The following is a 23565-nucleotide window of genomic DNA, read 5'->3' on the forward strand; positions in this document are numbered from 1 at the left end:
CTTTTCTTTGGTAAAAACAAATCGGGCGCGGCATCGAACGAAGGTCGACGGGCGCCGAAGGAGGTTGCAATCGATTCTAACGAAAGGCGGCGCGGGCCGTCGGCTGCGGGCGAAAGGAGAGGGTGTGAGCGACTGCAAAACGAAAGAACCCGGCCGAGAGGGGCCGGGTTCTTTCGGGCTCGGTGAGCCTCCTACCCCTCGTTCAGAGGGGCAAGAGGCCTTTCAAGCAGCCGTCAGTTCGCGACGATGTTGACGAGCTTCTTCTTCACGACGATCACCTTGCGAACGGTGAGGCCTTCGAAGAACTTGAGCGCTTCGGGGCAGGCGAGCGCCGCGCGTTCGATCTCGTCCTGAACGGCTTCCGCGGGGACCGTGATCTGACCGCGAAGCTTCCCGTTCACCTGCACGACGAGCGTCAATTCATCGGCCTTCAAGGCCGCTTCGGAGACGACGGGCCACGGGGCGTCGATCAGGTCGCCCGAGCGTTCGGCAAAGCCGAGCTCTTCCCAGAGCGCCGTCGTGATGTGCGGGGCGATCGGGTAGAGCGTGCGCAGGAGAATCGAGACGGATTCGCGAAGCGCGCGGGCGCCGTCGTCCGTTTCGTACGCCTTGAAGCCTTCGACCGTGTTGAACATCTTCATGCAGGCCGACACCACGGTGTTGTACTGCATGCGGCCGTAGTCGTACTCGGCCTGCTTCAGGGTCGCGTGGATTTCGCGGCGCAGATGCTTCGCGTCGTGCCCGTAAGCGGCGTCGGCGAGCGTTTCGTCGGAGGCCGCGCGAACGCGTTCGGCGTTCTGGTAGGCCCAGTTCCAGATGCGGCGAAGGAAGCGGTACGTCCCTTCGGCACCCGAATTGGACCAGGCGGCGGACTGATCGGGGGGACCGGCGAACATCACGAAGCTGCGGGCCGTGTCGGCGCCGTACTTCTTGATGATTTCGCGCGGTTCGACGACGTTGTTCTTCGACTTCGACATCTTTTCAATGCCGCCGAGAACGACGGGTTCGCCGTCTTCCTTGCAGATCGCGCCCACGGGGCGGCCCTTTTCGTCGAAGCGCACTTCGACTTCGTCGGGGTAGAACCAACGCTTGCGACCGTCGGCCTCTTCGCGGTAGTAGCACTCGGCCATGAGCATGCCCTGCGTGAAGAGGTTCTTGAAGGGTTCGTCGTACTTGACGAGCCCGAGGTCGCGCATCACCTTCGTCCAGAAGCGGGCGTAGAGGAGGTGCAGCACGGCGTGTTCGATCCCGCCGATGTACTGGTCCATCGGCATCCAGTAGTCGGCGCGCTTGTCGACCATGGCGCTCGTGCAGTCGGGCGAACAGTAGCGCTGGAAGTACCAGGAGGAGTCGACGAACGTGTCCATCGTGTCGGTTTCGCGTTCGGCGTCCCCGCCGCACTTCGGGCACTTCACCTTGGTGAAGGCTTCGCACTTGACAAGCGGGTTCCCCGAGCCGTCCGGAACAAGGTCTTCGGGCAACACGACGGGAAGGTCTTCGTAGGGCACGGGCACCGGACCGCAGCACGGGCAGTTGATCATCGGGATCGGCGTACCCCAGTAGCGCTGACGGGAGATGCCCCAGTCGCGCAGTCGGAATTTCACTTCACGCTGACCGAGCCCCTTGGCTTCGAGGTCGGTCGCGATCGCGTCGATCGCGTCGTGAATCGAAAGACCGTCGTACTTGCCGGAGTTGACCGCGTAGGTTTCGAGCGTCTTGTCGCCGTACCAGTCCTGCCAGGCTTCGGTCGAGTAGTCGGCGCCCTTCATGGCGACGACCTGCTTGATCGGGAGACCGTACTTCTTCGCAAAGGCGAAGTCGCGTTCGTCGTGGGACGGTACGCCCATGACGGCGCCTTCGCCGTAACCCATGAGGACGTAGTTCGCAATCCACACCGGGACGGCTTCGCCCGTGATCGGGTGCGAAACGGTGAAGCCCGTCGCCACGCCCTTCTTTTCCATCGTCGCCATGTCGGCTTCGGAGACGCCGCCCTTGGCGCACTCTTCGATGAAGGCCTGAAGGTCGGGACGGTCCTTGGCGAGGTAGGAGGCGAGCGGATGTTCGGCCGCAATCGCCACGAAGCTCACGCCCATGAGCGTGTCGGCACGGGTCGTGTAGACGGAGAGGAGCTTCGCATTGCCGTTCAATTCATACGGGAAGCGGACCGTGACGCCTTCGGAGCGGCCGATCCAGTGTTCCTGCATGCGACGGACCTGTTCGGGCCAGCCTTCGAGCTTTTCGATGTCCTTGAGGAGTTCGTCGGCGTACTGCGTGATGCCGAGGTAGTAGCCCGGGATCTCGCGCTTTTCGACGACGGCGCCCGAGCGCCAGCCGCGCCCGTCGATCACCTGTTCGTTGGCGAGCACGGTCTTATCCACCGGGTCCCAGTTGACGATCTGGGTCTTGCGGTAGGCGATGCCCTTTTCAAGCATCTTGAGGAACATCCACTGGTTCCAGCGGTAGTATTCCGGGCGGCACGTGGCGACTTCGCGCGACCAGTCGAAAGCAAGACCGAGCGGCTCCATCTGCTTTTTCATGTCGTCGATGTTGTTGTACGTCCACTGCGCGGGGGCGACCTTCTTCGCGATGGCGGCGTTTTCGGCCGGAAGACCGAAGGCGTCCCAGCCCATCGGGGTCATGACGTTGTAGCCCTTCATGCGGTAGAAGCGGTACATGACGTCGTTCAGGGTGTAGTTGCGCACATGACCCATGTGGAGCTTGCCGCTCGGATAGGGGAGCATGGAGCAGACGTAGAATTTGGGCTTCGGTTTGCCGTTCGAGTCGAGTGCGTCCTCGACGGCCCGATAGACGTCCTTGGCCTTCCAACGGGCCTGGACTTCGGCTTCCACCGCTTGGGCGGAGTAGGTGTCGCGCATAACGCAGAAATCCCGTAAAAAGTGGGTTGGATGAAAAAAATGCACCTGAAAGTATAGCGGTTCGGTCGGTCGGAGCCCGAACGGGACGAAGCCTTCCGCGCCGCCCGCACGCATGCGGGCAAGGTCTGTAGGCGGAATCGGCTAGGGAAACGAAAAAAGGCAGGAAAAAGCGCGCAAGCGCCCCCGAAAGCGCGAATTTCACGCTGCGTACGGCACTCCGCGCTCTTTTTCGAGCCCCCACCCCGCGCCCGACCATCTGCTACAGTTCCCGATTGCCGTTCGGGCGCCCGGGTTTCGGGCGCTTTCTCTTTTTCAAGCAGGAATTCCCTTCATGTCCGTGTCCGATACTCTTTTGGCTGGCCTCAACCCGCGGCAGCTCGAAGCCGTTACGGCTCCCGAGAAAAGCATCCTCATTCTCGCCGGGGCGGGCTCCGGGAAGACGCGCGTTCTAACGACCCGCATCGCCTACCTTCTTCGCGAGAAGATGACGTCGACGAGCGAGATTCTCGCCGTGACCTTCACGAACAAGGCCGCAAAGGAAATGCTCACGCGCCTGGAGGCGATGCTCCCCTACGACTTGCGCTACATGTGGGTGGGGACCTTCCACGGGCTCTGCAACCGCATTCTTCGACGCCATGCGGAAGAAGCGAACCTGCCGAAAACCTTTCAGATTCTCGATTCGAGCGATCAGTTGTCGCTCGTCAAGCGCGTCTTGAGGGAACTCAACCTCGACCCCGAAAAGGTCGATCCGAAGTACGTCGTGAACGTCATCAACTGGTCGAAGGAACACGGCCTTCGCTCCGGGCACCTCACGGACGACGACGCCGACCGCGAAACCCGCAACGTCTACGCGGTCTACGAGCAGACCTGCCAGCGCGAGGGCGTGGTGGACTTTGCGGAGCTGCTTCTTCGCTGCTACGAACTCCTGGAGCGCAACGAAGTGATCCGCGCCCACTACCAGGAGCGCTTCCGCCACATCCTCGTCGACGAATTCCAGGATACGAACATCCTTCAGTACCGGTGGCTCCAGCTCCTCTCGGGGTGCGGCCGCGGGCCGCACGGGCTCTCGAAAAACGCCGTCTTCGCCGTGGGCGACGACGACCAGTCGATTTACGCCTTCCGCGGCGCGAACGTCGGGAACATGGCGGACTTTTTGCGGGACTACGCCGTCGCGGAACCGATCCGCCTGGAGCAGAACTACCGCTCGACGGGCGTGATTCTCGATGCGGCCAACGCGCTCATTGCCCACAATTCCGGGCGCCTCGGGAAGGAGCTTTGGACTTCGGGCGTGCGCGGCCGCCGCATCGTCGTCAAAGAACTCGAAGACGACCGGGCCGAAGCCGAATGGGTGGGCTACCAGGTGAAGGCCGAGCGCGAGCGCTCCCGCACGTGGCGCGACTTCGCGATCCTTTACCGCACGAACGCGCAGTCGCGCGCCATTGAAACGGCCTTTGCGGGGTTCGGGATTCCGTTCCGCGTTTATGGCGGCCAACGCTTCTTCGAGCGCGCCGAAGTGAAGCACGTGCTCGCGTACCTGCGTCTTCTCGACAACCCGAGCGACGACACGAGCTTTTTGCGCGTCGTCAATTTCCCCGCCCGAGGGATCGGTCCGAAGACGATCGAAACCCTCACGATCGCCGCGCGCGCCAAGGGTTTCTCGCTCTGGGGCGCGATCTGCGACGAAACGATTCCGAAGCCCCCGAAGCTGATGGCGTTCGCGTCGCTCGTGCAGGCGATGCGCGACAAGACCGCGCAAGCGGGGCTTTCGCTCGTCGACACGATCAAGCTCGTTTTGAACGGCTCGGGCCTGCGCGCGCACTACGAGACCGAAAAGGACGGCGAAGACCGCATCGCCAACATGGAAGAAACGATGGCGGCCGCACTCGGGTACCTCAAAAACGAAGAAATCCCCGAGGATCAGCCGGCGATGTCCGTCTATAACGACGAGTCGCCCACGCCTCTGCAGGGGTTCCTCACGCAGGCGACGCTCGAAGCGGGCGACAAGAACGAAGGCAACGACGTCGACGCCGTGCAGATCATGACCGTGCACGCGGCCAAAGGTCTTGAATTCCCGTACGTCTACATCATCGGTGCCGAAGAGGGGATCTTCCCGCACTTTTCCGCCATCAACGGCGACAAGAACGGTCGCGGCGGGCTCGACGAAGAGCGCCGCCTCATGTACGTGGCGATCACCCGCGCGAAGGAGTCGCTCGTCATCACGCACGCGCAGAGCCGCTTCATGCACGGGGACCATTACTCGAACAAGCTTTCGAGCTTCGTCGACGAAATCCCCGAAGAACTTCTCGATGTGCGCGAGCTCGAAGAGGGTTCGGGCCGGAGCCGCTTCCGCGACCGCGACGAGGACCGCTGGGAGCGGCCCACCTTCGGCGGCTCGCGCCGCTCGAACGCGTACGGATCGGGTCGGTCGGGGGGATCGAGCTCCTACGGCTCGGGCGGCTACGGGCGCAGCTCTTCCTACGGACGGTCCGACGCGGGCGAAGCGCGCGCCGCTTACGGCGCCTCCAGGAAGACCCTCTCCGGGGCGCGCGTCGGCTTCAAGGACGAACCCGTTTTGAAGCGCGCCGCCGAGCGCAGCGCCGCCGAAGCGGGCTGGCACCCGGGGGAACTCCTCCGTCACGACGTCTTCGGCGAAGGGACGGTCCTCTCCGTCACGGGCACGGGCTCGCAGGCCCGCATCCGCATTCGTTTCTCGACTCGCGGCGAAAAGGAACTGCTCCTTGCGATCGCCGGCCCCAAGCTCCACCGACTCGACTGACGGGAAAACGCAAAATCGCCGCCCGAGCAATCGGGCGGTCCGTGCTAGAATCCACGCTCATTGCGCGGAGCCGTAGTTCAACAGGATAGAACTGTCCCCTCCTAAGGGACGGATCTGGGTTCGAGTCCCGGCGGCCCCGCCAAGAATCCGTACGAAAGAAGCCTCCTCACAACGGGAGGCTTTTTTTTGTATCGTCGGAGCTTGTTTTCCCTCGGTTTGCCGAACCCGTATTCGGGTTAACACTAGTGTTTTAGGCGACCGCGGGTTTTCACCATCAGGGGTGCGTCGGACGGCGGATAGAATGCCGCCAACGTCGCACGAGCCGCCCTTGAAGGGGGCCGTGCGGTTCGACCCCCCGTTTCACCAAGGAGAGCTTCATGACCTGGACTTTCTGGGCCGCGCTCGTGATCGTCGTTCTGACGATCGCCGCGCTTATCAAACGCTACGAGACCCGACTCGTGCTTCTTACGGCGGGCTTCGTGATGACGCTTCTCGCGCTCGATCCGATGGCCGCCTTCAAGCAGTTCGACAAGTCGATGACGAACGCCTCGCTCATCATCGCGATCTGCTCGTCGATGGGCTTTGCGGGCGTGATGTCGCTCACGAAGTGCGACCTGCACCTCGTGTCTCTGCTGACGAAGCCGCTTCGCACGCTCGGCGTGTTGCTGCTGCCCTGCTGCATGCTCGTTACGGGCTTCATCTCGGTGGCGATTTCGTCCTTCGCGGGCTTGTGCGCCGCGGTCGGTCCGACGATGATCATCCTCATGGTGCGCGCGGGCTTCCATCCGGCGATCGCTGCCGCGGCCGTGGCGGGTTCGACCGTTCCGGGGTTCCTGTCGCCCGGCACCTCGCACAACGTCTTCATCTCGAAGCTCGCCGAGATGCCGATCATGGAGTACATCTACGCGACGGCTCCCCGCACGATCGGCCTTCTCTTCGTGATCACGATCTTCATGACGCTCCTCTGCTTTGCCTACAAGGACTACAAGAAGGGCGGCTTCGAAGGCTCGTCGATTGCGGGCATTGACGTTTCGAAGGGTCCCGAACTTCCCGAAAAGGCAAACCTTCTCTTTGCGTTCGCTCCGCTTCTTCCGGTGGTGATTCTTCTCGGCTTCTCGATCTGGGCGCCCGAACTCAAGCTTTCGGTGGCCACGGCCATGCTGATCGGCGCCGTCTACGCGATCGCCGTCACTCGTAGCAACCCCGCCGACATCACGAAGAAGTTCTTCGACGGCATGGGCCGCGGCTACGGCAACATCATCGGCATCATCATCGCGGCGGGCGTCTTCGCCGCGGGTCTGCGCTCCTGCGGCGTGATCGACGTCTTCGTCGACTACCTGCGCCACTCGAGCGAAGTCGCCAAGCTCGGCGCCGCCATCGGCCCCTACGTGCTCGGCGTGATGACCGGTTCGGGCGACGCGGCGACCTTCGCCTTCAATGAAGCCGTGACGCCGCACGCCGCTCAGTTCGGCATGACGATTCCCGACCTCGGCTACCTCGCCTCGATCGCGGGCGCCTTCGGTCGCGCTTCCTCGCCGCTCGCCGGCGGGATGATCGTCGCGGCGGGTATCGCGGGCGTCTCCCCGATCGAAGTCGTGAAGCGTACGGCTCCGGTCATGTTGCTCGCACTCGTCGTGCTCTACGTGATCAGCTGATCGCCGTGAGGAACACGTGCCCGGGCCCCGAGGGGCCGGGCGCTGTCTTCCCGAAAAGCCCCCGCATCCGTCGGGGGCTTTCTATTTTTGGTCGAACGGACTCGGGTTCGGACGGTTCCTTCCGTTAAAATTCCAATCTTCCGAATTCCGAAGGACCGTCGAGGATCCGCTCATGCCCCGTCAAACCGCTCTTGCGCTTACGATCAGTCTTCTCTTTGCCGGCCTCCTCTCGGGGTGCGGCACCATTGCCGACGCCTGGGACGACAACGAGCCCCGCTTCGAAAGCCTTGAGCGGCCCGCCGAGCGCCTGCCGGCTCCGAACGTGCCCGCGCCCGCGGACGTGATGACGCCCGCGGTGACGACGCAGGCTCCTGCGGCCGCGGCGTCCGTCGAAACGAACGAACCGGTCGAAGCCGCCGCGCCGGTCGCCGAGCCCGCCGAAGAGCCGCGTGCAACCGAGCCCGCTTCCGAGCCCGCACCGACGGAAACGCCCGCCGCGACTGAACCCGCCGCCGAAACCGAGGCCGTCGCCTCGCCCGAAGTCGTTCGTCCCGAAGACGAACGTCGTCGCGAAGCCGCGGCGCTTGCCGACGAACGCGCGGGTCTTCCCGCCCGCGTCGACATGTCCGCAACGGGCGCGCGCAAGTCGATTTCCTGGCGCGAATGGAAGGATGGCAAAAAGCCGCAGCCGATGGCGGGCGAAGCGGCGGAACCCGAGGAAAAGAGCGAACGCTCCTCGGGCTTTTTCGGGAGCTTCTTCGGCGGCAACGCTTCCGAAGAGCCCGCGTCGGGTCCCTCCGTCACGTACGAAGCGACGGGCCCCTCGACCGAAACCGTCACCTACGGTGCGACCGCTCCCGTGAGCGAAGCGGACCTCGCGGCGCCCGCCGTCGAGACCGCGCCCGAGCGGGTCGCGGGCGTCTGGCGCGAAGCGGTGCCGGGGTCGAGCCGCGCGGTGCGCGGGTTCGACTTCCGGGCGGACGGCTCGGCCGTCTCCTTCAACATGGGCTCCCTGGACGCGAAGCGCTGGAAGCTTCAGGGCTCGACCCTCACGGTCTTCGGCGACGACACGGCGGGCGGCGTGAGCGTTCCCTTCGCACTTGACTTCGACGTGATCGAGTCGACCGACACGACGCTCGCGATCCGCCAGGGCGTGCTCGTGCACCGCTTCTCGAAGCGCTGAGCGAGGCAACGTTGACGGAAGTGCAGTTGCCGGACGGCGAGAAGTTCTGTACGAAATCCAACACCGCGGGCGATTTCGAGACCCCAGCAAGAGCGGCCGGACTGAAACCGTTGCCGGGTCTTGCGCGAGAGGCGGACGTAAAGCGCGCACTCAGCGTGAGGGTTTGGGCCTTATAACAGCTTGCGAACGGTGGAAAAACAAGCGAGACCCCTTGCCGGGCAAGGTTTCTCGCCATTTTGAACTGTCAAACTCGGGAAAACGAAAGGCCGCGAACGAACCCGTGGCCTTTTCACTTTCCGGACGCCAAACCCGGAATCAGACGCGCCCGCTCCCGGCTCCCGAACGGCGGAGAAAGCGCTCCCGTGCGACGGCAAGCCACGCTGCCACCGTCCCTTCGTAATTCCCGTCGACGAGCAGCACCTCGTCGCCCGCCCGTTGGGCGCGATTCCGTGCCGCGGCGTGCGCCGCCCGAAGTTCCTCGCGCGTTACGTGCTCTTCTCCTTTTGCAAGCCTCCGACGGGCCGCTTCGGCATGAGCGAGGATCGCGTCGAATTCCTCTTCGACGTACCGCTCCGAAAAGACGAGTGTGAGAGCGCCGACGGCGGCGTCCGCCTCGAAATCCCCGCGCCACTCGGCCGGCACGTAGTCGCCTTCGACGACGAGATCTTCGTCGTTTTCGAGCGCCGTTCGCACGAGCTCGCGCACCGCGGGCCACATGAGCGCCTCGATTTTCTCGTCCTCAAGCGGCGTGCAGGGGAGCATTCCCGAGCGAATGAGTCCCATCTTCAGAAGGTCGAGCGAGAGGACGAGCGCCCCCGTCTCGCGGGCGAGTCGTCGGGCAAGGAGCGTTTTTCCCGCGTGCGTGGGGCCGTAGATGAAAAGAACCATGGTCGAAATCGAGGAAGCGTCGAAGAGGCGTCGAAGAGGTGACGAAGCGTTGAGGGACGACACCCGAAGGATACCGAGCGCCGTGGCGGTTCGTCTCCGTACCCAACAAAAAGGCCCCGAAGCTGCGGGGCTTCGGGACCTTCCGAACGTTCAACCGTTTCAGGTGTTTCGGCGGACCGTCGGGGACGGTCCGCACGCCGTACGTCGATTAGTAGAGATCGAAGTACTTCTGGACTTCCTTCCAGTCGGTCGTCTTCGTCAGAGCGAGCTGCAGGAGCACGCGGGCCTTCTGAGGATTGAGCGAACCGGAGGCCACCCAGCCCATCTTCTGGTCGTCGACTTCGGCTTCCTTCGTGGTGGCGCCCGTCGGAACGCGCGAGGAGCGAACCACGACGATGCCGTCCTTGGCGGCCTTTTCGAGGATCGGCCAGACGGACTTGTGGATGTTGCCGTTGCCGACGCCCGCATTCACGATGCCCTTGTAGCCCGCCTTCACGAGCGCTTCGGCCTGAACGCCTTCGACGCCGGCGTGGTTGTAGACGATGCCGACCTTGGGCAGCGCGTCGAGCTTCGAAACGTCAAACGGGGTTTCCGTCGTGTGCTTGCGAACCGGGGTCACTTCGTACTCGACCTTGTTGTTGAAGATCGTGCCGAGCTTGCCGAAGTTCGCACCCTGGAACGTTTCGGGCTGAACCGTGTTGGTCTTGATGACGTCGCGGGCACCCACGACGATGTTGTCCATGGCGACGACGACGCCCATCTTGGCCGTTTCAGGTTCGGCGGCCGTCAGAACGGCGTTGTAGAGGTTGCGCGGACCGTCGGCGGAAAGACCCGTCGAGGGCAGCATGGCGCCGACCATCACCACGGGCTTGCTGCACTTCGAGGTGAGCTGCAGGAAGTAGGCCGTTTCTTCCATCGTGTCCGTGCCGTGCGTGATCACGAAGCCGTCGTACTTGCCGCAGTCGCTGTTGATCGTCTTGGCGAGCTTGAGCCAGACTTCGTCGGACATGTCCTGAGAGCCGATGTTTGTCACCTGAACCGGCGTGACGTTGGCGATCTTGGCGAGTTCGGGAACGGCGTCGACGAGGTGGTTGACGGACACCTTGCCGGCGGAATAGGCCGAACCCGTCGAGCTCGCGCCCGCACCGGCGATCGTACCGCCCGTGGCGAGCACGGCGATGTTCGGCAGAGCCATGGCGGCACCCGAAGCGGCAACGAGGGCGAGGCTGAGAAGGGTGGTCTTCAGTTTCATAATCGAAAGCTCCTTTGGATTCGTCGGGGGCGTCCGGTGCGGCGTGAGCCGCAGGGTGTGGTCGAAATCCGGCCGCCCGCTCGAACGGGTGAGCGGCGTCCCGGTGGTCGAGAAAGGGCGGACGCCGCGTGTCAGCTCGCAGTGTAGAGAGTCGACGTGTAGGACCCTGCAAAAAGCGGGAGCACATTTGATCCACGGAGGAATAATGCGAAAAATAGGTTCTTCCCAATAGGCAAAAGTGCCTAGTGTGTGTAAAATTCGGTCCCCGCCGATGGGACCCCCCGCGCGCGGGGGGGCGGCACCCCGTCCGCGAGCCCCTCCGGCGCCGAAAAAGTCACACAGCGATTTCGCCCGAAAACGCCCTCGCGAGGCTGAGGGCAAATTAGGCTAAATGCCTTAGTTTCCAGGGTTTTCCCGCGATTTGAAGTCGCCCGAGAGTCGGGGTATTGTCGACCAAATTTCTCCTTATTCGACGCCTTGCGAAGGTGTATCAAGAGTTCCCGTTTTTGATTCCGCGTTCTCGTAAGACGCATCCGCTTCCTCAGTAGAATCCAAAAACACGAGAGCCGTCCCGGGCTCTTGACCCTATGCCAGGGGCCGTAGGCGCCCCGCGATTCCTTGGAGTGGATACATGTCTCAAACGATTCTGCAAAGCGTTCCGGTCGGTCAGAAGGTCGGCATCGCGTTTTCCGGCGGCCTTGATACGAGCGCTGCTCTTCGTTGGATGAAAAATAAGGGTGCTCTCCCCTACGCCTACACCGCCAACCTCGGCCAGCCCGACGAAAAGGACTACGAAGCCATTCCGCGTCGCGCCATGGAGTACGGCGCCGAAAACGCCCGCCTGATCGACTGCCGTCCGCAGCTCGTCAACGAAGGCATCGCCGCCATCCAGTCGGGCGCCTTCCACATCTCGACGGGCGGTCAGCTCTACTTCAACACGACGCCGATCGGCCGCGCCGTGACGGGCACGATGCTCGTTGCCGCCATGCGCGAAGACGGCGTGCACATCTGGGGCGACGGCTCGACCTACAAGGGCAACGACATCGAACGCTTCTACCGTTACGGTCTCCTTGCGAATCCGAACCTCAAGATCTACAAGCCCTGGCTCGACACGCAGTTCATCTCGGAACTCGGCGGCCGCGCCGAAATGTCCGCCTTCCTTCAGGCCGAAGGCTTCAACTACCGCATGAGCGCCGAAAAGGCCTATTCGACCGACTCGAACATGCTCGGCGCCACGCACGAAGCGAAGGACCTCGAAGAGCTCTCCTCGAGCATCAAGATCGTCGAACCGATCATGGGCGTTCCCTTCTGGAAGGAAGACTGCGACGTCAAGCCCGAAGTCGTGACCGTGGCCTTTGAAGAAGGCATGCCGGTGGCGATCAACGGCCAGCGCTTCTCCGACCGCGTCGCGCTCATGGAAGAAGCCAACCGCGTGGGCGGCCGTCACGGTCTCGGCATGTCCGACCAGATCGAAAACCGCATCATCGAAGCGAAGAGCCGCGGCATCTACGAAGCCCCGGGGATGGCGCTTCTCTTCATCGCCTACGAACGTCTCGTCACCGGTATCCACAACGAAGACACGATCGAACAGTACCGCATCAACGGCATCAAGCTCGGTCGCCTCCTCTACCAGGGCCGCTGGTTCGACAGCCAGGCGATCATGCTGCGCGAAAGCGCCATGCACTGGGTGGCGCGTGCCGTCACGGGCGAAGTTACGCTCGAACTGCGCCGCGGCAACGACTACTCGATCCTCAACACCGTGAGCCCGAACCTTACGTACGAACCCTCGCGCCTCACGATGGAAAAGGGCGACTCGATGTTCACGGCCGTCGACCGTATCGGTCAGCTCACGATGCGCAACCTCGACATCGTCGACACGCGTCAGAAGCTCGGCATCTACTCGAAGGCCGGTCTCCTCGCCGCGGGTCCCGACGACGTCACCCCGATGCTCGGTCGCTAAGCCGCAAGGACGCAAACGCTCTTCGGAGCGTTGTTGAAGACTACGATTGAGAGCGCCGCCGGACGGAAAGCGATTTCCGTCCGGCGGCGTCTTTGCTTTGCGAACTCCCGGGGCCTGCGCGGCGGCAACCGCCGGGCAAGGGAGTAACATGCGCAAATGTCCCGTCGGACACGCGATGCCGACGAAAGAACCGACCCAACCATCCGAACAGAAGTACACACCATGAGCGAACGACACACGGACGGCGACATGCCGCAGACGGCTTCGCACGACTACACCGGTCACGGCCGGGGCGACAGTGCCTGGGGGCACGCCGCCGAAAAGACGAAAAAATCCGTCCTCGGCGTTGCGGTGGGCCTCACCCTCACTTTTTCCTTCATCGAACTCCTGGGCGGCCTCTGGAGCAATTCGCTCGCGCTGATCGGCGACGCGGGTCACATGGTGACCGACTCGGCGAGTCTTCTTTTCGCGCTGATCGCCAACCTGATCGCACAGCGCGGCGCCGACCGCGACCACTCGTTCGGGCACGGGCGCGTCGAAGTGCTCGCCGCCTTCGTGAACGGGATCGTCATGCTCGGCGTCGTCGTCTGGCTCTTTTGGGAGGCGTTCGGGCGCATCTCGAACCCCGAACCCGTTTCGGGCTTTTCGGTGATGGCCATTGCGGCGATCGGTCTCGTGATCAACCTCGGCGTTGCCTGGTCGCTTTCGCGCGACAAGAAAAACGTCAATACCCGCGCGGCGCTCCTGCACGTGATGGGGGACCTCTTGGGGTCGGTGGCCGCCATCGCGGCGGGCGCCGTGATCTGGATGGGCGGCCCCGCGATCATCGACCCGATTCTCTCGATGTTGGTGGGCGTGATGCTCTTGCACGCCACGTACGAAATTCTGCGCGACGCCTCGCGCGTGTTGCTCGACGGCGTTCCGGAAGGGGTGGAACTCGACGACGTGGGGCGCTTCCTCGAAGAGATTCCCTCGGTGCGGCACGTGCACGACTTGCACGTCTGGACGATGAGCCCGGGGCACGGAGCGATCCAGTGCCACGTGCAGATCGAGTCGCCCGCCTGCTGGCCGAAGATTCTCGATGCGATCCGCACGGGACTGCACGACCGCTTCGGGATCGACCACGTGACGGTGCAGCCCGAATGGGTGCTCGGCGAAACAGGGTGCGGCGACGCCTGCGACTGCACGTGCGAGGAGAAGGCGGGGTGCGACGGCGGTTGCGGCAAAGGAGCGCGCGGCTGCACGACGTGTTCGAGCGAACTCGTGGCGGCGCTTGACGAACGGATCGAGCGCGCCGAGCGCGATCTGCGCCTCAAAGAAGAAGCCGAGGAAGCCGGCCGAAGCGGCGACTGATTTGTTTCTTCCGGGGCTCTCGGCCCCGCTGCCTCCGTTTTTCCCGAAGCGCCCGGCCCTCGTGTCCGGGCGCTTTCTTTCGGGGCGGCGCGCCCCATTCGTCGGGCGCTTTCGAAGGGGGCTTGAACCTATCGGCTCCTCAGTGTTTTCTACTACAATGAGCACGCAGATTCGGACCCCTTTCGCGGGGTCCTTTTACGGATGTGGCCCTCGCGCCGCGGACCCCGGCCGGTCGGATGCGTTCCGCCCGGCCTCTCGGGCTTTTGCGTGCGGTTTGCGGCGAACATCGGGTTATAATCACCGTTTTTGATTTTTTCTTCACTTCTCGGCTGGACGGACAGTTTCATGACCAAGTATGTATTTGTGACGGGCGGCGTGGTTTCCTCCCTCGGTAAGGGCATTGCCGCGGCGTCCCTCGCTGCGATCCTCGAATCCCGCGGGCTCAAGGTGACGATGATCAAGCTCGATCCCTACATCAACGTGGACCCGGGTACGATGTCGCCTTTCCAGCACGGTGAAGTGTTCGTGACGGAAGACGGCGCCGAAACCGACCTCGACCTCGGGCACTACGAGCGCTTCATCTCCTCGAAGATGCACAAGCCCAACAACTTCACGTCGGGCCAGATCTACGAAAGCGTTCTTCGCAAGGAACGTCGCGGCGAATACCTCGGCAAGACCGTGCAGGTGATCCCGCACATCACGAACGAAATTCAGGAATTCATCGGCCGCGGCGCTTCCTCCGCCTGGGACGGCAAGCCCGACGTGTGCGTCGTTGAAATCGGCGGTACGGTGGGCGACATCGAATCGCTCCCCTTCGTCGAAGCCGTGCGTCAGATGTCCTTCCGCGTGGGCCGCAACAACACCTGCTTCATCCACCTCACGCTCTGCCCGTGGGTGGCCTCGGCGGGCGAATTGAAGACGAAGCCCACGCAGCACTCCGTGCAGAAGCTGCGCGAAGAAGGCGTCTATCCGGACGTGCTCCTTTGCCGTGCCGAACGCATGATCCCCGAAAACGAACGCGCGAAGATCTCGCTCTTCTCGAACGTTCCGATGAACTGCGTGATCAGCGTGGCCGACGCTTCGACGATCTACGAAGTGCCCCTGATGCTCCACGCCCAGAAGCTCGACGACATCGTCTGCGAAAAGCTCGGTCTCGAAACGCCGCCCGCCGACCTCTCGGCCTGGGAAAACATCGTCAACAACATCAAGCACCCGAAGCGCGAAGTGACGATCGGTATGGTCGGCAAGTACGTCGACTACGCCGACAGCTACAAGTCGCTCAACGAAGCGCTCGTGCACGCCGGCATCCACACGGAAACGAAGGTTCGCACCAAGTTCATCGACTCGACGAAGATCGAAGAAGAAGGTACGGCCGTGCTCGAAGGGCTTGACGCCATTCTCGTTCCGGGCGGCTTCGGCAAGCGCGGCACCGAAGGCATGATCAAGGCCATCGAGTTCGCCCGCGAAAAGAAGATCCCGTTCCTCGGCATCTGCCTCGGCATGCAGATGGCGGTGATCGAATTCGCCCGCCACGTCTGCGGTCTCGGCGGCGCCAACTCGACCGAACTCGACCCCGACACGCCGCATCCCGTCGTCGCGCTCATCACCGAGTGGAAGGACCGTACGGGCGAAATCCAGAAGCGCAGCGAAGGGTCGGACCTCGGCGGCACGATGCGTCTCGGTCGCCAGGAAGTGCCGGTTCGTCCGGGCACCCTCGCGCACCGCATCTACGGCGACGTCGTGGCCGAACGCCATCGTCACCGCTACGAAGTGAACAACGCCTACGTCGCGCAGTTCGAAGAAAAGGGCATGGTGATTTCGGCCAAGACGCCGAGCGAACACCTCCCCGAAATGATGGAGTTGCCCGATCATCCCTTCTTCTTCGCCGTGCAGTTCCATCCGGAATTCACGTCGAATCCGCGCTTCGGTCATCCGCTCTTCAAGGCGTATGTCGAAGCGGCCATCGCCCGCTCCGAAGCGAAGCAGGCGAACTGACCGTAAGGTCGAATCGGGACGGAGCCGCGGCTTCGTCCCGAACACACGAATGTTGCGCCGACCCGATCACCCAACCGCCCGCCTAGCGCGAACGGGGGCGAGGGGTCGGTTTTTTTTCGAGGAGAATTTGCCGATGCAGCTGTGTGGTTTCGAAGCCGGGCTTGACCGCCCCTTCTTTCTTTTGGCGGGCCCCTGCGTGCTCGAAGGCGAACAGATGGCGATCGACATCGCCGGGCATCTCAAGGAGGTGACGGGCGAACTCGGCATCCCCTACGTTTTCAAGGCGAGCTACGACAAGGCGAACCGCACCTCCGGGAAGAGCTTCCGCGGTCCCGGCATGGAAGAGGGGCTGCGCATCCTCGAGGAAGTGCGTCGTCAGGTGGGAGTGCCCGTCATCACGGACGTGCATACCGAGGCCGAAGTTCCTGCGGTTGCGGCCGTGGCGGATATTCTGCAGACACCCGCGTTCCTCTGCCGTCAGACGGACTTCATCCGCGCCTGCGCAATGTCGGGCAAACCCGTCAACATCAAGAAGGGTCAGTTCCTCGCCCCGGGCGACATGAAGAACGTCGTTGAAAAGGCGCGTGCCGCCGCCGAAGAAGCGGGTCTTTCGACCGATCGCTTCCTCGTGTGCGAACGCGGCGCCTCCTTCGGCTACGGGAACCTCGTCTCCGACATGCGCTCGCTTGCGATCATGCGCGAAACGGGCGCCCCCGTCGTCTTCGACGCCACGCACTCCGTGCAGCTCCCCGGCGGCAACGGCACTTGCTCGGGCGGCCAGCGCCAGTTCGTGCCCGTCCTCGCGCGTGCGGCCGTTGCCGTCGGCGTTGCGGGTCTCTTCATGGAAACGCACCCGAACCCCGCCTGCGCGCTGAGCGACGGCCCGAACGCCGTTCCGCTCGACCGAATGAAGGATCTCCTCACGAGCCTCGTTGAAATCGACCGCATCGTGAAGGGCCGTCCCTTCCTCGAAGACACCTTCGCTCTCTAACATCGTTTCGAGCGACGCCTCTTTCGGGACTTCCGGTCGCGACGTCGCTCCACCTCACGCTCCAACCCAGAAAAGGATTCATCATGAGTTCCATTATTGATGTCATCGGCCGTGAAGTTCTCGACAGCCGCGGCAATCCCACCGTCGAAGCCGAAGTCTGGCTCGAAAGCGGCGCCGTCGGCCGCGCGGCCGTTCCCTCGGGCGCCTCGACGGGCGTGCGCGAAGCGATCGAACTGCGCGACAACGATCCGAAGCGCTACTGCGGCAAGGGCGTGCTCACCGCCGTGAGTCACGTTTCGGGTGAAATCGCCGACGCGCTGATCGGTCTCGAAGCCACCGACCAGGCCTACATCGATCGCCTCATGGTCAAGCTCGACGGCACGGACAACAAGAGCCGTCTCGGCGCCAACGCGATCCTCGCCGTCTCGATGGCCGTCGCCCGCGCCGCGGCCGAAGAGTCCGGCCAACCCCTCTACCGCTACTTCGGCGGCATGGGCGCTCTTCAGATGCCCGTCCCGATGATGAACGTCATCAACGGCGGCGCGCACGCGAACAACAACCTCGACCTTCAGGAATTCATGATCATTCCGGTGGGTGCTCCGTCGCTGCGCGAAGCGCTTCGCTACGGCGCCGAAACCTTCCACGCCCTGAAGAAGATCATCAACGGTCGCGGCATGTCGACCGCCGTGGGCGACGAAGGCGGTTTCGCTCCCAAGTGCGAATCGCACGAAGAAGCGATCGAACTCATCCTCGAAGCCATCCGCGCCGCGGGCTACGAACCGGGCAAGGACATCGCGCTCGCGCTCGACTGCGCTTCGTCCGAATTCTTCGTCGACGGCAAGTACGTCATGAAGAAGTCCTCGGGCGCCGCGCTCACCGCCGAAGAATGGATCGAAGTGCTCGCCGGCTGGTGCGACAAGTACCCGATCATCTCGATCGAAGACGGCATGGCCGAAGGCGACTGGGAAGGCTGGGCCAAGCTCACGGCCGCTCTCGGCGAACGCGTGCAGCTCGTCGGCGACGACCTCTTCGTCACGAACCCCGCGATCCTCAAGGAAGGCATCGAAAAGGGCGTGGCCAACTCGATCCTCATCAAGGTCAACCAGATCGGCACCCTCACGGAAACGTTCGAAGCGATCGAAATGGCCAAGCGCGCCGGCTACACGGCCGTCATCTCGCACCGCTCGGGCGAAACGGAAGACAGCACGATCGCCGACATCGCCGTCGGTCTCAACGCCGGCCAGATCAAGACGGGCTCGATGAGCCGCTCCGACCGTATGGCCAAGTACAACCAGCTCCTTCGCATCGAAGAGCACCTCGCCGAAGTGGCCGTCTATCCCGGCCGCGACGCGTTCTACTCGATCCGTCGCTGAGTCGATGCGCGTTGAGCGGAGAAGACACCTCCCATGATCCGTATCTTCATCGTCCTGCTTCTTCTCGGCATCGGCGTCACGCAGTACCAGCTTTGGGCCGGTCGCGCAAGCTGGTTCCGATTGAAGGAACTCGAGCAGACGCTCGTGGCCCAACGGGCCGCGAACGATCGGCTGCGCCTGCAAAACGAAGCGTTTGCGGCCGAACTCTACTCGCTTGAAAACCAGCGCGACGCTATCGAAGAGCGCGCACGCTGGGATTTGACCATGGTGAAGGATCGCGAAGTGCTTTTCCGCCTCGAAGGCGAAGAGGCGGCCCGGGATCGGGTCGCCGCGAGCATGCCCGACTATCAGCAGCCCGATATCAAGCCGGGGTCCGATCCCACGTTCGAAGCGAAGAAGTCGGACCTCTACCACGCGCCGAAGCACCTCTCGGCGCCGAAGGCGCGGGACCGCCGCGAGTGATTTCGGGCCCCCGGGCGACGCGCTCGACAACGAAAAACGGCATGCCTTTTGCGAAGGGCATGCCGTTTTTCTTTGAGGTCGATGCGCGCTTTACGGGGTTTCGGTCGATTCGCGAGGAAGTTCGACGAGGACGCTCGCCTTGAGCCCCGGAGGAACCTCGCCCGGACGGGCGTCGGCGAGATCGATCCGCGCTCCCACCATCTCGGCGTAGGTGCGTACGATCGCAAGCCCCAGGCCCGTTCCCGGAAGTCCCGAACCCGCAATGCGGTAGAAGGGGTCGAAAACGCGTTCGCGTTCGCTCTCGGGAATGCCCGGACCCGTATCCGAAACAACGATCGAAAGCTTCCCGGCCGAACGATCGATTCTCACCGTCACGGCCCCTCGGGCGGGCGTGTAGTGAACGGCGTTTTCGACGAGGTTGCGCATCATCGCCTGAATCGCTGCGCGCGAGACGCCCTTGACGGGCGCTTCGGGCGTGTCGGCATCGAGCCCCTCGACTTCGAAGCCGATCGACTTCTCGGCGATGGCGGGGAGGATCGGCTCCACCACTTCGCCTACGAGCTCCGAGAGGTACCAGGGTTTGGCGTCGCGCGCAAGCACGGCGGCGCTCTCGCCCGCCTGGGCGCGCGCAAAGAGAAGGAGCTGCGACACCTGATGGACCGACCGCGCAAGGCCCGACTCCAGGTTTTCGACGATCGGGCGCGCTTCGTCGGAGAGCTTGAGACGCTTGAGGTGCTCGGCCTCGATCGTGAGCGACGTAAGCGGCGATCGCAGTTCGTGCGCGGCATCCGCCGTAAAGCGGATTTCGCGCGTGCGCGCGGCCTGCACGCGCGCGAGTAGGTCGTTCACGGCTTCGACGAAGGGGGCGATTTCCAAGGGAACGCCCTCGTAGGAGAGGGGCGCGAGGTCCGTGGCCGAGCGCCCCTTCACGTCGGCAGCGGCGCGGTTCAAAGGCCGCAGCGCCCGCCAAAGGACGGCACTGATCGCAAAAAGAAGGAGAGGCAGCAAAACAAGAAGCGGCATCACCGCGGTCTTCGCCTGCTCCAGCACCGTTGCTTCGCGCATCGCCATCGGTTCGGCGAGCGCCGTGTAGCGGCCGTTGGGCAAAAAGACGAGGCATACGCGGTGCGGCTCGCCGTTGATCGTGAGCGTGGAAAGTCCTGCGGGGAGGGCGTGCTCCAACGTGGTCGACACCGCCTGCCCCTGACGGGTAATAAGCCGAACGAGCACGGATTCGCCCGCGGGAATGGCCGTGCGGCGCTCGTTCGGGGTCGTTTCCCGATGCATGCCCATGCGGTTCATCATCCCGCGCATCATCATGCGGTGGTGGCGGCTCGGGAGCGGTTCGTCCGATTCGATCCGCTCGGCAAACTGTTGCGGGTCCATCGTGAGCGCCCGGGGGACGAGCGCCGCTACGTCCGCACGGGCGAGCGCGGCCGTCATGTCCGCAAGATGCGCGTCCTGCATGGCGAGCGCGTCTTCGCGGGCCCACCAAAAGAGAGCGGCCGCGGTGAGCATCATCAAGAGGGTCGATACCGTGACGACGGCGGCCAGGGTCCGTCCGAGAAGGGAGCGCCTCAGAGTCGAGAGAAACATGCGGGTTCCGTGGTGTGAGTCCGGGGCTTATCGGTCGGCCTTGATACGCCAACCGAGTCCGCGGATGTTTTCGATCGATTCGGCGCCGATTTTTTTGCGCAGCGCGTGAATGAGGTATTCGATCGCGTTACTTTCGGGTTCGTCGCCCGGGGCGTAGAGCTTTTCTTCGAGTGCCCGGCGGGACAAAATGGCGCCCGGTCGTACGAGAAGCGCCGCAAGGAGCGCGTACTCGCGCTTCGAGAGCGTGACGGCGTCGCTGCCGACCGTGCAGGTGTGGGTAACGGTGTTGAGCGCGATGTGGCCCGCACGCAGCACGTCGCCCGCAAGCGGTCCTTTGCGGCGAACGACCGCCCGAAGTCGGGCGAGGAGCTCCGACATGTGGAAAGGTTTGAGCAGGTAGTCGTCCGCCCCGGCATCGAGCCCTTCGAGGCGGCTCTCAAGCGCTTCGCGCGCCGTCACGATGATGACGGGAAGGTTCGAAGCGGGTGCCGGCATGGCGCGGATGCTTTTCAGAACGTCGATGCCGTCGATCCCGGGGAGTCCGAGGTCGAGAAGCACGGCGTCGGGAAGTCGCACCGCCAGCGCGGCAAACGCGTCTTTGCCCGACGGGGCGTAGGTCACGGTGTGCGCTTCGCTTTCCAGGGCGGCGGTGACGGCGCGGGCGATGAAGGGATCGTCCTCGATGAGAAGAATGTGCATGACGTCTCGAATTGTGGCGTCGTCGACGAACCGACGACCGATGAGAAGAGATGGTGTGTACGGGAAAAAGTATAGCCGTCCCGCTTCAAGAACCGATACGGGAACTGAGCAGCTATCGGGGCTTGACGTTTATGGCCAGCTCCTTGTGGCGGTTGCGGATTTCACAACTTCTTCGTTGATGAAATTTCTTAAATATCATTCTGTTAGTCTGTATATGCAACAACGTCTTCGTCAGATGATTTCGGGCTCTTTCGTCGAGCCGGTCTTCCAGTCGGCGCCCTGAGGAGCGGTGGATCTAACAACTTCTTCGTTGATAAAAATTCATGAATATCAAGCTGTTAGTCTATATATGCAACAACATCTTCGTCAGACGATTTCGGCTTCTTCCGTCGAGCCTTGATGAGCGGTGGATTTAATAACTTCCTCGTTGAGGAAATTTCTTAAATATCACGCTGTTGGCTCGTATATAAAACAACATCTTCGTGTCGTGGCCATGGTCTGTGCCGAACCGGGCTCTGAGCCGAGAGGAAGCAATGCGACCGTCAAAAAAAATTGATTGTTGAGGAAAGCCGATAGCCGGAATCGGTGAAAGCCGCCTCGGTTTCCCCCGAATGCTCGGAGGCGCGAAGCGGCTTTCGTGCGTTCTTGTTCTCTCGGAAAGACTTCCCGAGGGGCGATTGAAGAGGAGACGGCTTCATGCGCCCTCGGAAACGACCGATCAGTGATGGTTGCCCATGTTCATGCCCGAGCCCATCATGGAGCAACCCGACTTCATGCCCATGCCGCCGTGACCGCCGTTGTGCATGCGGCCCTCACCCATGTGGTGACCGAAACCTCCGTTGCGGATCGTGGATTCTTCGAAAGCGACCGTCTTCCCGGAGTTGGCGTCGACGAAGGCGCGCACGTAGGCGCCGTCATCGCGCTGCATGCGAACGTCCCAGACGAGACCGTATTCGTTGTTCGTGCGAAGGGTCGAGCGGAAGGACTTGGCGTTGTACGCCTTTTCGGCCTCGGCAACCGCAGCGCTCATCGAAACGGCGGGAGCAGCGGGAGCGGCAACAGGAGCCGGGGCGGCGTTCGTGGCGGCGTAGGAGAGGCCGGCAGCGCCGAGCGTGCAGGTGGCAAGGAGAGCAGCGAAAACGGACTTCTTCGACATGATTTCTGTTCCTTATGAGGTTCGGTGATCGGGACTCTGTTTCCGATCGGGTTCGGTGTTTGGATGATAGGCAGTGTAGGGATCGGAAATTAGGTTTCTTCGAGCCCAAGCTTAGGAAGTGCTAGGTGAGGGTTACAGTTTGTATTTCTCCTTGAAAATCATTGGCATCAATCCATTTTTGGGGCTTACGACAGCGTTGCGGAAGGGTCGTTCGCAAAAGAAACCGCCCCCGACCGTGCGGGCGGTCGGGGGCGGTTTCGGGCGTGCGTGCGACGGAGAGACGGATCGGCCGCACGAAGAAAAGCGTTTCTCTGCGGATGCCTTCCTGCATCATCCATTCGGGCCCGAGTTTAGGAATTCTGGACGTGGAAAAGCCGCGCAATCCCAAGCAGGACAAGGGATGCGCGGCTTTTGACGAATTTTTGCTCGTAGTTATGGATCAGAGTTACTCAAGTACGATCGGGGACAGTGCCTCCTGGTCGGAGCCGAATCCGGTCCCCAGACACCTCGCCAGTTCGTGACGGTTGGTAGCCCAGGGTAGCGGCTTCAGGCCGCACGCCTGCATGATCGTTCAGATGCCGTTGGCCTTCTGCTTCTCCTCCTTGATCACTCGGGAACGACCGATCAGTGATGGTTGCCCATGTTCATGCCCGAGCCCATACCCGAGCCCATCATGGAGCAACCCGACTTCATGCCCATGCCGCCGTGACCGCCGTTGTGCATGCGGCCCTCACCCATGTGGTGACCGAAACCGCCGTTGCGGATCGTGGATTCTTCGAAAGCGACCGTCTTCCCGGAGTTGGCGTCGACAAAGGCGCGCACGTAGGCACCGTCATCGCGCTGCATGCGAACGTCCCAGACGAGACCGTATTCGTTGCTCGTGCGAAGGGTCGAGCGGAAGGACTTGGCGTTGTACGCCTTTTCGGCCTCGGCGACCGCAGCGCTCATCGAAACGGCGGGAGCAGCGGGAGCGGCAACGGGAGCCGGGGCGGCGTTCGTGGCGGCGTAGGAGAGGCCGGCAGCGCCGAGCGTGCAGGCGGCAAGGAGAGCGGCAAAAACGGACTTCTTCGACATGATTTCTGTTCCTTATGAGGTTCGGTGATCGGGACTCTGTTTCCGATCGGGTTCGGTGTTTGGTTGATTGGCAGTGTACGGATCGGAAATTAGGCTTCGTCGAGCCCGAACTTAGGAAGTGCTAGGGGAGGGTTACTTTTTGTATTTACCCGTGAATATCAATGAGATAAGTGCTTTTTGGTCGCTCCTCGAAGGTGGCGGGGCGTCCTCCGAAGGACGGAGCGCAAAGCAAAGCCGCCCCCGACCGTGCGGACGGTCGGAGGCGGCTTCGAGGCG

Annotated in this window: 16 protein-coding genes, 1 tRNA gene and 1 pseudogene; 11 read left to right on the forward strand and 7 right to left on the reverse strand. The window is 62.9% G+C overall.

Translation table 11 applies throughout. The features are described from left to right. Positions 1–233: 233 nt before the first annotated feature. Positions 234–2876, reverse strand: a complete 2643-nt coding sequence (leuS, locus tag S6FBBBH3_RS03335) for a leucine--tRNA ligase (protein ID WP_120176405.1) — start codon at positions 2874–2876, stop codon at positions 234–236. A gap of 331 nt (positions 2877–3207) precedes the next feature. On the opposite strand from leuS, the gene S6FBBBH3_RS03340 reads away from it, so the two are divergent. The 5 genes and pseudogenes from S6FBBBH3_RS03340 to S6FBBBH3_RS11480 all read left to right on the forward strand — a co-directional run. Next, positions 3208–5652: an ATP-dependent helicase gene (locus tag S6FBBBH3_RS03340; RefSeq protein WP_232008822.1), complete on the forward strand. Its 2445-nt coding sequence runs from the start codon at positions 3208–3210 to the stop codon at positions 5650–5652. A 66-nt stretch (positions 5653–5718) separates the two neighbouring features. Beyond that, positions 5719–5794: transfer RNA gene (locus tag S6FBBBH3_RS03345), tRNA-Arg, on the forward strand. Between the two features lie 235 nt (positions 5795–6029). After that, a complete protein-coding gene (gene dcuC, locus S6FBBBH3_RS03350) occupies positions 6030–7307 on the forward strand; it encodes a C4-dicarboxylate transporter DcuC (RefSeq protein WP_120176406.1) in 1278 nt (425 codons plus the stop codon). Between the two features lie 691 nt (positions 7308–7998). Further along, entirely contained in the window at positions 7999–8490 is a 492-nt protein-coding gene (locus S6FBBBH3_RS11475; RefSeq protein WP_456300514.1) for a lipocalin family protein, read from the forward strand. Beyond that, positions 8475–8666: pseudogene (locus S6FBBBH3_RS11480) on the forward strand (IS1634 family transposase); the annotation flags it as partial. The gene S6FBBBH3_RS11475 and the pseudogene S6FBBBH3_RS11480, both read left to right, overlap by 16 nt. Positions 8667–8805: 139 nt before the next feature. Here the strand turns inward: S6FBBBH3_RS11480 and S6FBBBH3_RS03360 are convergent. Both S6FBBBH3_RS03360 and ansB read right to left on the reverse strand, forming a co-directional pair. Then, the gene (locus S6FBBBH3_RS03360; protein WP_123957631.1) at positions 8806–9378 is read right to left on the reverse strand and encodes an AAA family ATPase; all 573 of its coding nucleotides are present in this window, start codon (positions 9376–9378) and stop codon (positions 8806–8808) included. A gap of 208 nt (positions 9379–9586) precedes the next feature. Next, entirely contained in the window at positions 9587–10630 is a 1044-nt protein-coding gene (gene ansB, locus S6FBBBH3_RS03365) for an L-asparaginase 2 (RefSeq protein WP_120176409.1), read from the reverse strand. Between the two features lie 631 nt (positions 10631–11261). Here ansB and argG point away from each other — a divergent pair. From argG to S6FBBBH3_RS03395, 6 genes are all read left to right on the forward strand, one after another. Beyond that, a complete protein-coding gene (gene argG, locus S6FBBBH3_RS03370) occupies positions 11262–12590 on the forward strand; it encodes an argininosuccinate synthase (protein WP_120176410.1) in 1329 nt (442 codons plus the stop codon). 222 nt (positions 12591–12812) lie between these two features. Then, the gene (locus tag S6FBBBH3_RS03375) at positions 12813–13943 is read left to right on the forward strand and encodes a cation diffusion facilitator family transporter (protein WP_120176411.1); all 1131 of its coding nucleotides are present in this window, start codon (positions 12813–12815) and stop codon (positions 13941–13943) included. 345 nt (positions 13944–14288) lie between these two features. Next, entirely contained in the window at positions 14289–15938 is a 1650-nt protein-coding gene (locus S6FBBBH3_RS03380) for a CTP synthase (RefSeq protein WP_120176412.1), read from the forward strand. A gap of 133 nt (positions 15939–16071) precedes the next feature. Next, positions 16072–16929 (forward strand): 3-deoxy-8-phosphooctulonate synthase, encoded by an 858-nt coding sequence (gene kdsA / locus S6FBBBH3_RS03385; RefSeq protein ID WP_120176413.1) that lies wholly within the window; start codon positions 16072–16074, stop codon positions 16927–16929. Positions 16930–17012: 83 nt separating this feature from the next. Further along, on the forward strand, positions 17013–18302 hold the full coding sequence (gene eno, locus S6FBBBH3_RS03390) for a phosphopyruvate hydratase (RefSeq protein WP_120176414.1): 1290 nt from the start codon (positions 17013–17015) through the stop codon (positions 18300–18302). Between the two features lie 33 nt (positions 18303–18335). Continuing rightward, complete coding sequence (locus S6FBBBH3_RS03395; RefSeq protein ID WP_120176415.1) at positions 18336–18764, forward strand: septum formation initiator family protein; 429 nt, start codon at positions 18336–18338, stop codon at positions 18762–18764. Positions 18765–18854: 90 nt separating this feature from the next. Here the strand turns inward: S6FBBBH3_RS03395 and S6FBBBH3_RS03400 are convergent, their stop codons facing one another. From S6FBBBH3_RS03400 to S6FBBBH3_RS03415, 4 genes are all read right to left on the reverse strand, one after another. After that, complete coding sequence (locus tag S6FBBBH3_RS03400; protein WP_120176416.1) at positions 18855–20360, reverse strand: sensor histidine kinase; 1506 nt, start codon at positions 20358–20360, stop codon at positions 18855–18857. A 27-nt stretch (positions 20361–20387) separates the two neighbouring features. Then, positions 20388–21059 carry a response regulator transcription factor gene (locus S6FBBBH3_RS03405; protein WP_120176417.1) on the reverse strand — a complete coding sequence of 224 codons (672 nt, stop codon included), beginning with the start codon at positions 21057–21059 and terminating at the stop codon, positions 20388–20390. 718 nt (positions 21060–21777) lie between these two features. Further along, positions 21778–22215 carry a PepSY domain-containing protein gene (locus tag S6FBBBH3_RS03410; RefSeq protein ID WP_120176418.1) on the reverse strand — a complete coding sequence of 146 codons (438 nt, stop codon included), beginning with the start codon at positions 22213–22215 and terminating at the stop codon, positions 21778–21780. 624 nt (positions 22216–22839) lie between these two features. Next, positions 22840–23289 (reverse strand): PepSY domain-containing protein, encoded by a 450-nt coding sequence (locus S6FBBBH3_RS03415; RefSeq protein WP_120176419.1) that lies wholly within the window; start codon positions 23287–23289, stop codon positions 22840–22842. Positions 23290–23565 lie beyond the last annotated feature (276 nt).

It is taken from the genome of Sutterella megalosphaeroides (genome assembly GCF_003609995.1).
GTDB classification, from domain to species: domain Bacteria; phylum Pseudomonadota; class Gammaproteobacteria; order Burkholderiales; family Burkholderiaceae_F; genus Sutterella; species Sutterella megalosphaeroides.

Excerpts from the sequence above, each read along its gene's own strand:
- leuS (WP_120176405.1), bottom strand. The coding sequence starts at position 2,876 with ATGCGCGACACCTACTCCGCCCAAGCGGTGGAAGCCGAAGTCCAGGCC.
- S6FBBBH3_RS03340 (WP_232008822.1), top strand. The coding sequence starts at position 3,208 with ATGTCCGTGTCCGATACTCTTTTGGCTGGCCTCAACCCGCGGCAGCTC.
- dcuC (WP_120176406.1), top strand. The coding sequence starts at position 6,030 with ATGACCTGGACTTTCTGGGCCGCGCTCGTGATCGTCGTTCTGACGATC.
- S6FBBBH3_RS11475 (WP_456300514.1), top strand. The coding sequence starts at position 7,999 with ATGGCGGGCGAAGCGGCGGAACCCGAGGAAAAGAGCGAACGCTCCTCG.
- S6FBBBH3_RS03360 (WP_123957631.1), bottom strand. The coding sequence starts at position 9,378 with ATGGTTCTTTTCATCTACGGCCCCACGCACGCGGGAAAAACGCTCCTT.
- ansB (WP_120176409.1), bottom strand. The coding sequence starts at position 10,630 with ATGAAACTGAAGACCACCCTTCTCAGCCTCGCCCTCGTTGCCGCTTCG.
- argG (WP_120176410.1), top strand. The coding sequence starts at position 11,262 with ATGTCTCAAACGATTCTGCAAAGCGTTCCGGTCGGTCAGAAGGTCGGC.
- S6FBBBH3_RS03375 (WP_120176411.1), top strand. The coding sequence starts at position 12,813 with ATGAGCGAACGACACACGGACGGCGACATGCCGCAGACGGCTTCGCAC.
- S6FBBBH3_RS03380 (WP_120176412.1), top strand. The coding sequence starts at position 14,289 with ATGACCAAGTATGTATTTGTGACGGGCGGCGTGGTTTCCTCCCTCGGT.
- kdsA (WP_120176413.1), top strand. The coding sequence starts at position 16,072 with ATGCAGCTGTGTGGTTTCGAAGCCGGGCTTGACCGCCCCTTCTTTCTT.
- eno (WP_120176414.1), top strand. The coding sequence starts at position 17,013 with ATGAGTTCCATTATTGATGTCATCGGCCGTGAAGTTCTCGACAGCCGC.
- S6FBBBH3_RS03395 (WP_120176415.1), top strand. The coding sequence starts at position 18,336 with ATGATCCGTATCTTCATCGTCCTGCTTCTTCTCGGCATCGGCGTCACG.
- S6FBBBH3_RS03400 (WP_120176416.1), bottom strand. The coding sequence starts at position 20,360 with ATGTTTCTCTCGACTCTGAGGCGCTCCCTTCTCGGACGGACCCTGGCC.
- S6FBBBH3_RS03405 (WP_120176417.1), bottom strand. The coding sequence starts at position 21,059 with ATGCACATTCTTCTCATCGAGGACGATCCCTTCATCGCCCGCGCCGTC.
- S6FBBBH3_RS03410 (WP_120176418.1), bottom strand. The coding sequence starts at position 22,215 with ATGTCGAAGAAGTCCGTTTTCGCTGCTCTCCTTGCCACCTGCACGCTC.
- S6FBBBH3_RS03415 (WP_120176419.1), bottom strand. The coding sequence starts at position 23,289 with ATGTCGAAGAAGTCCGTTTTTGCCGCTCTCCTTGCCGCCTGCACGCTC.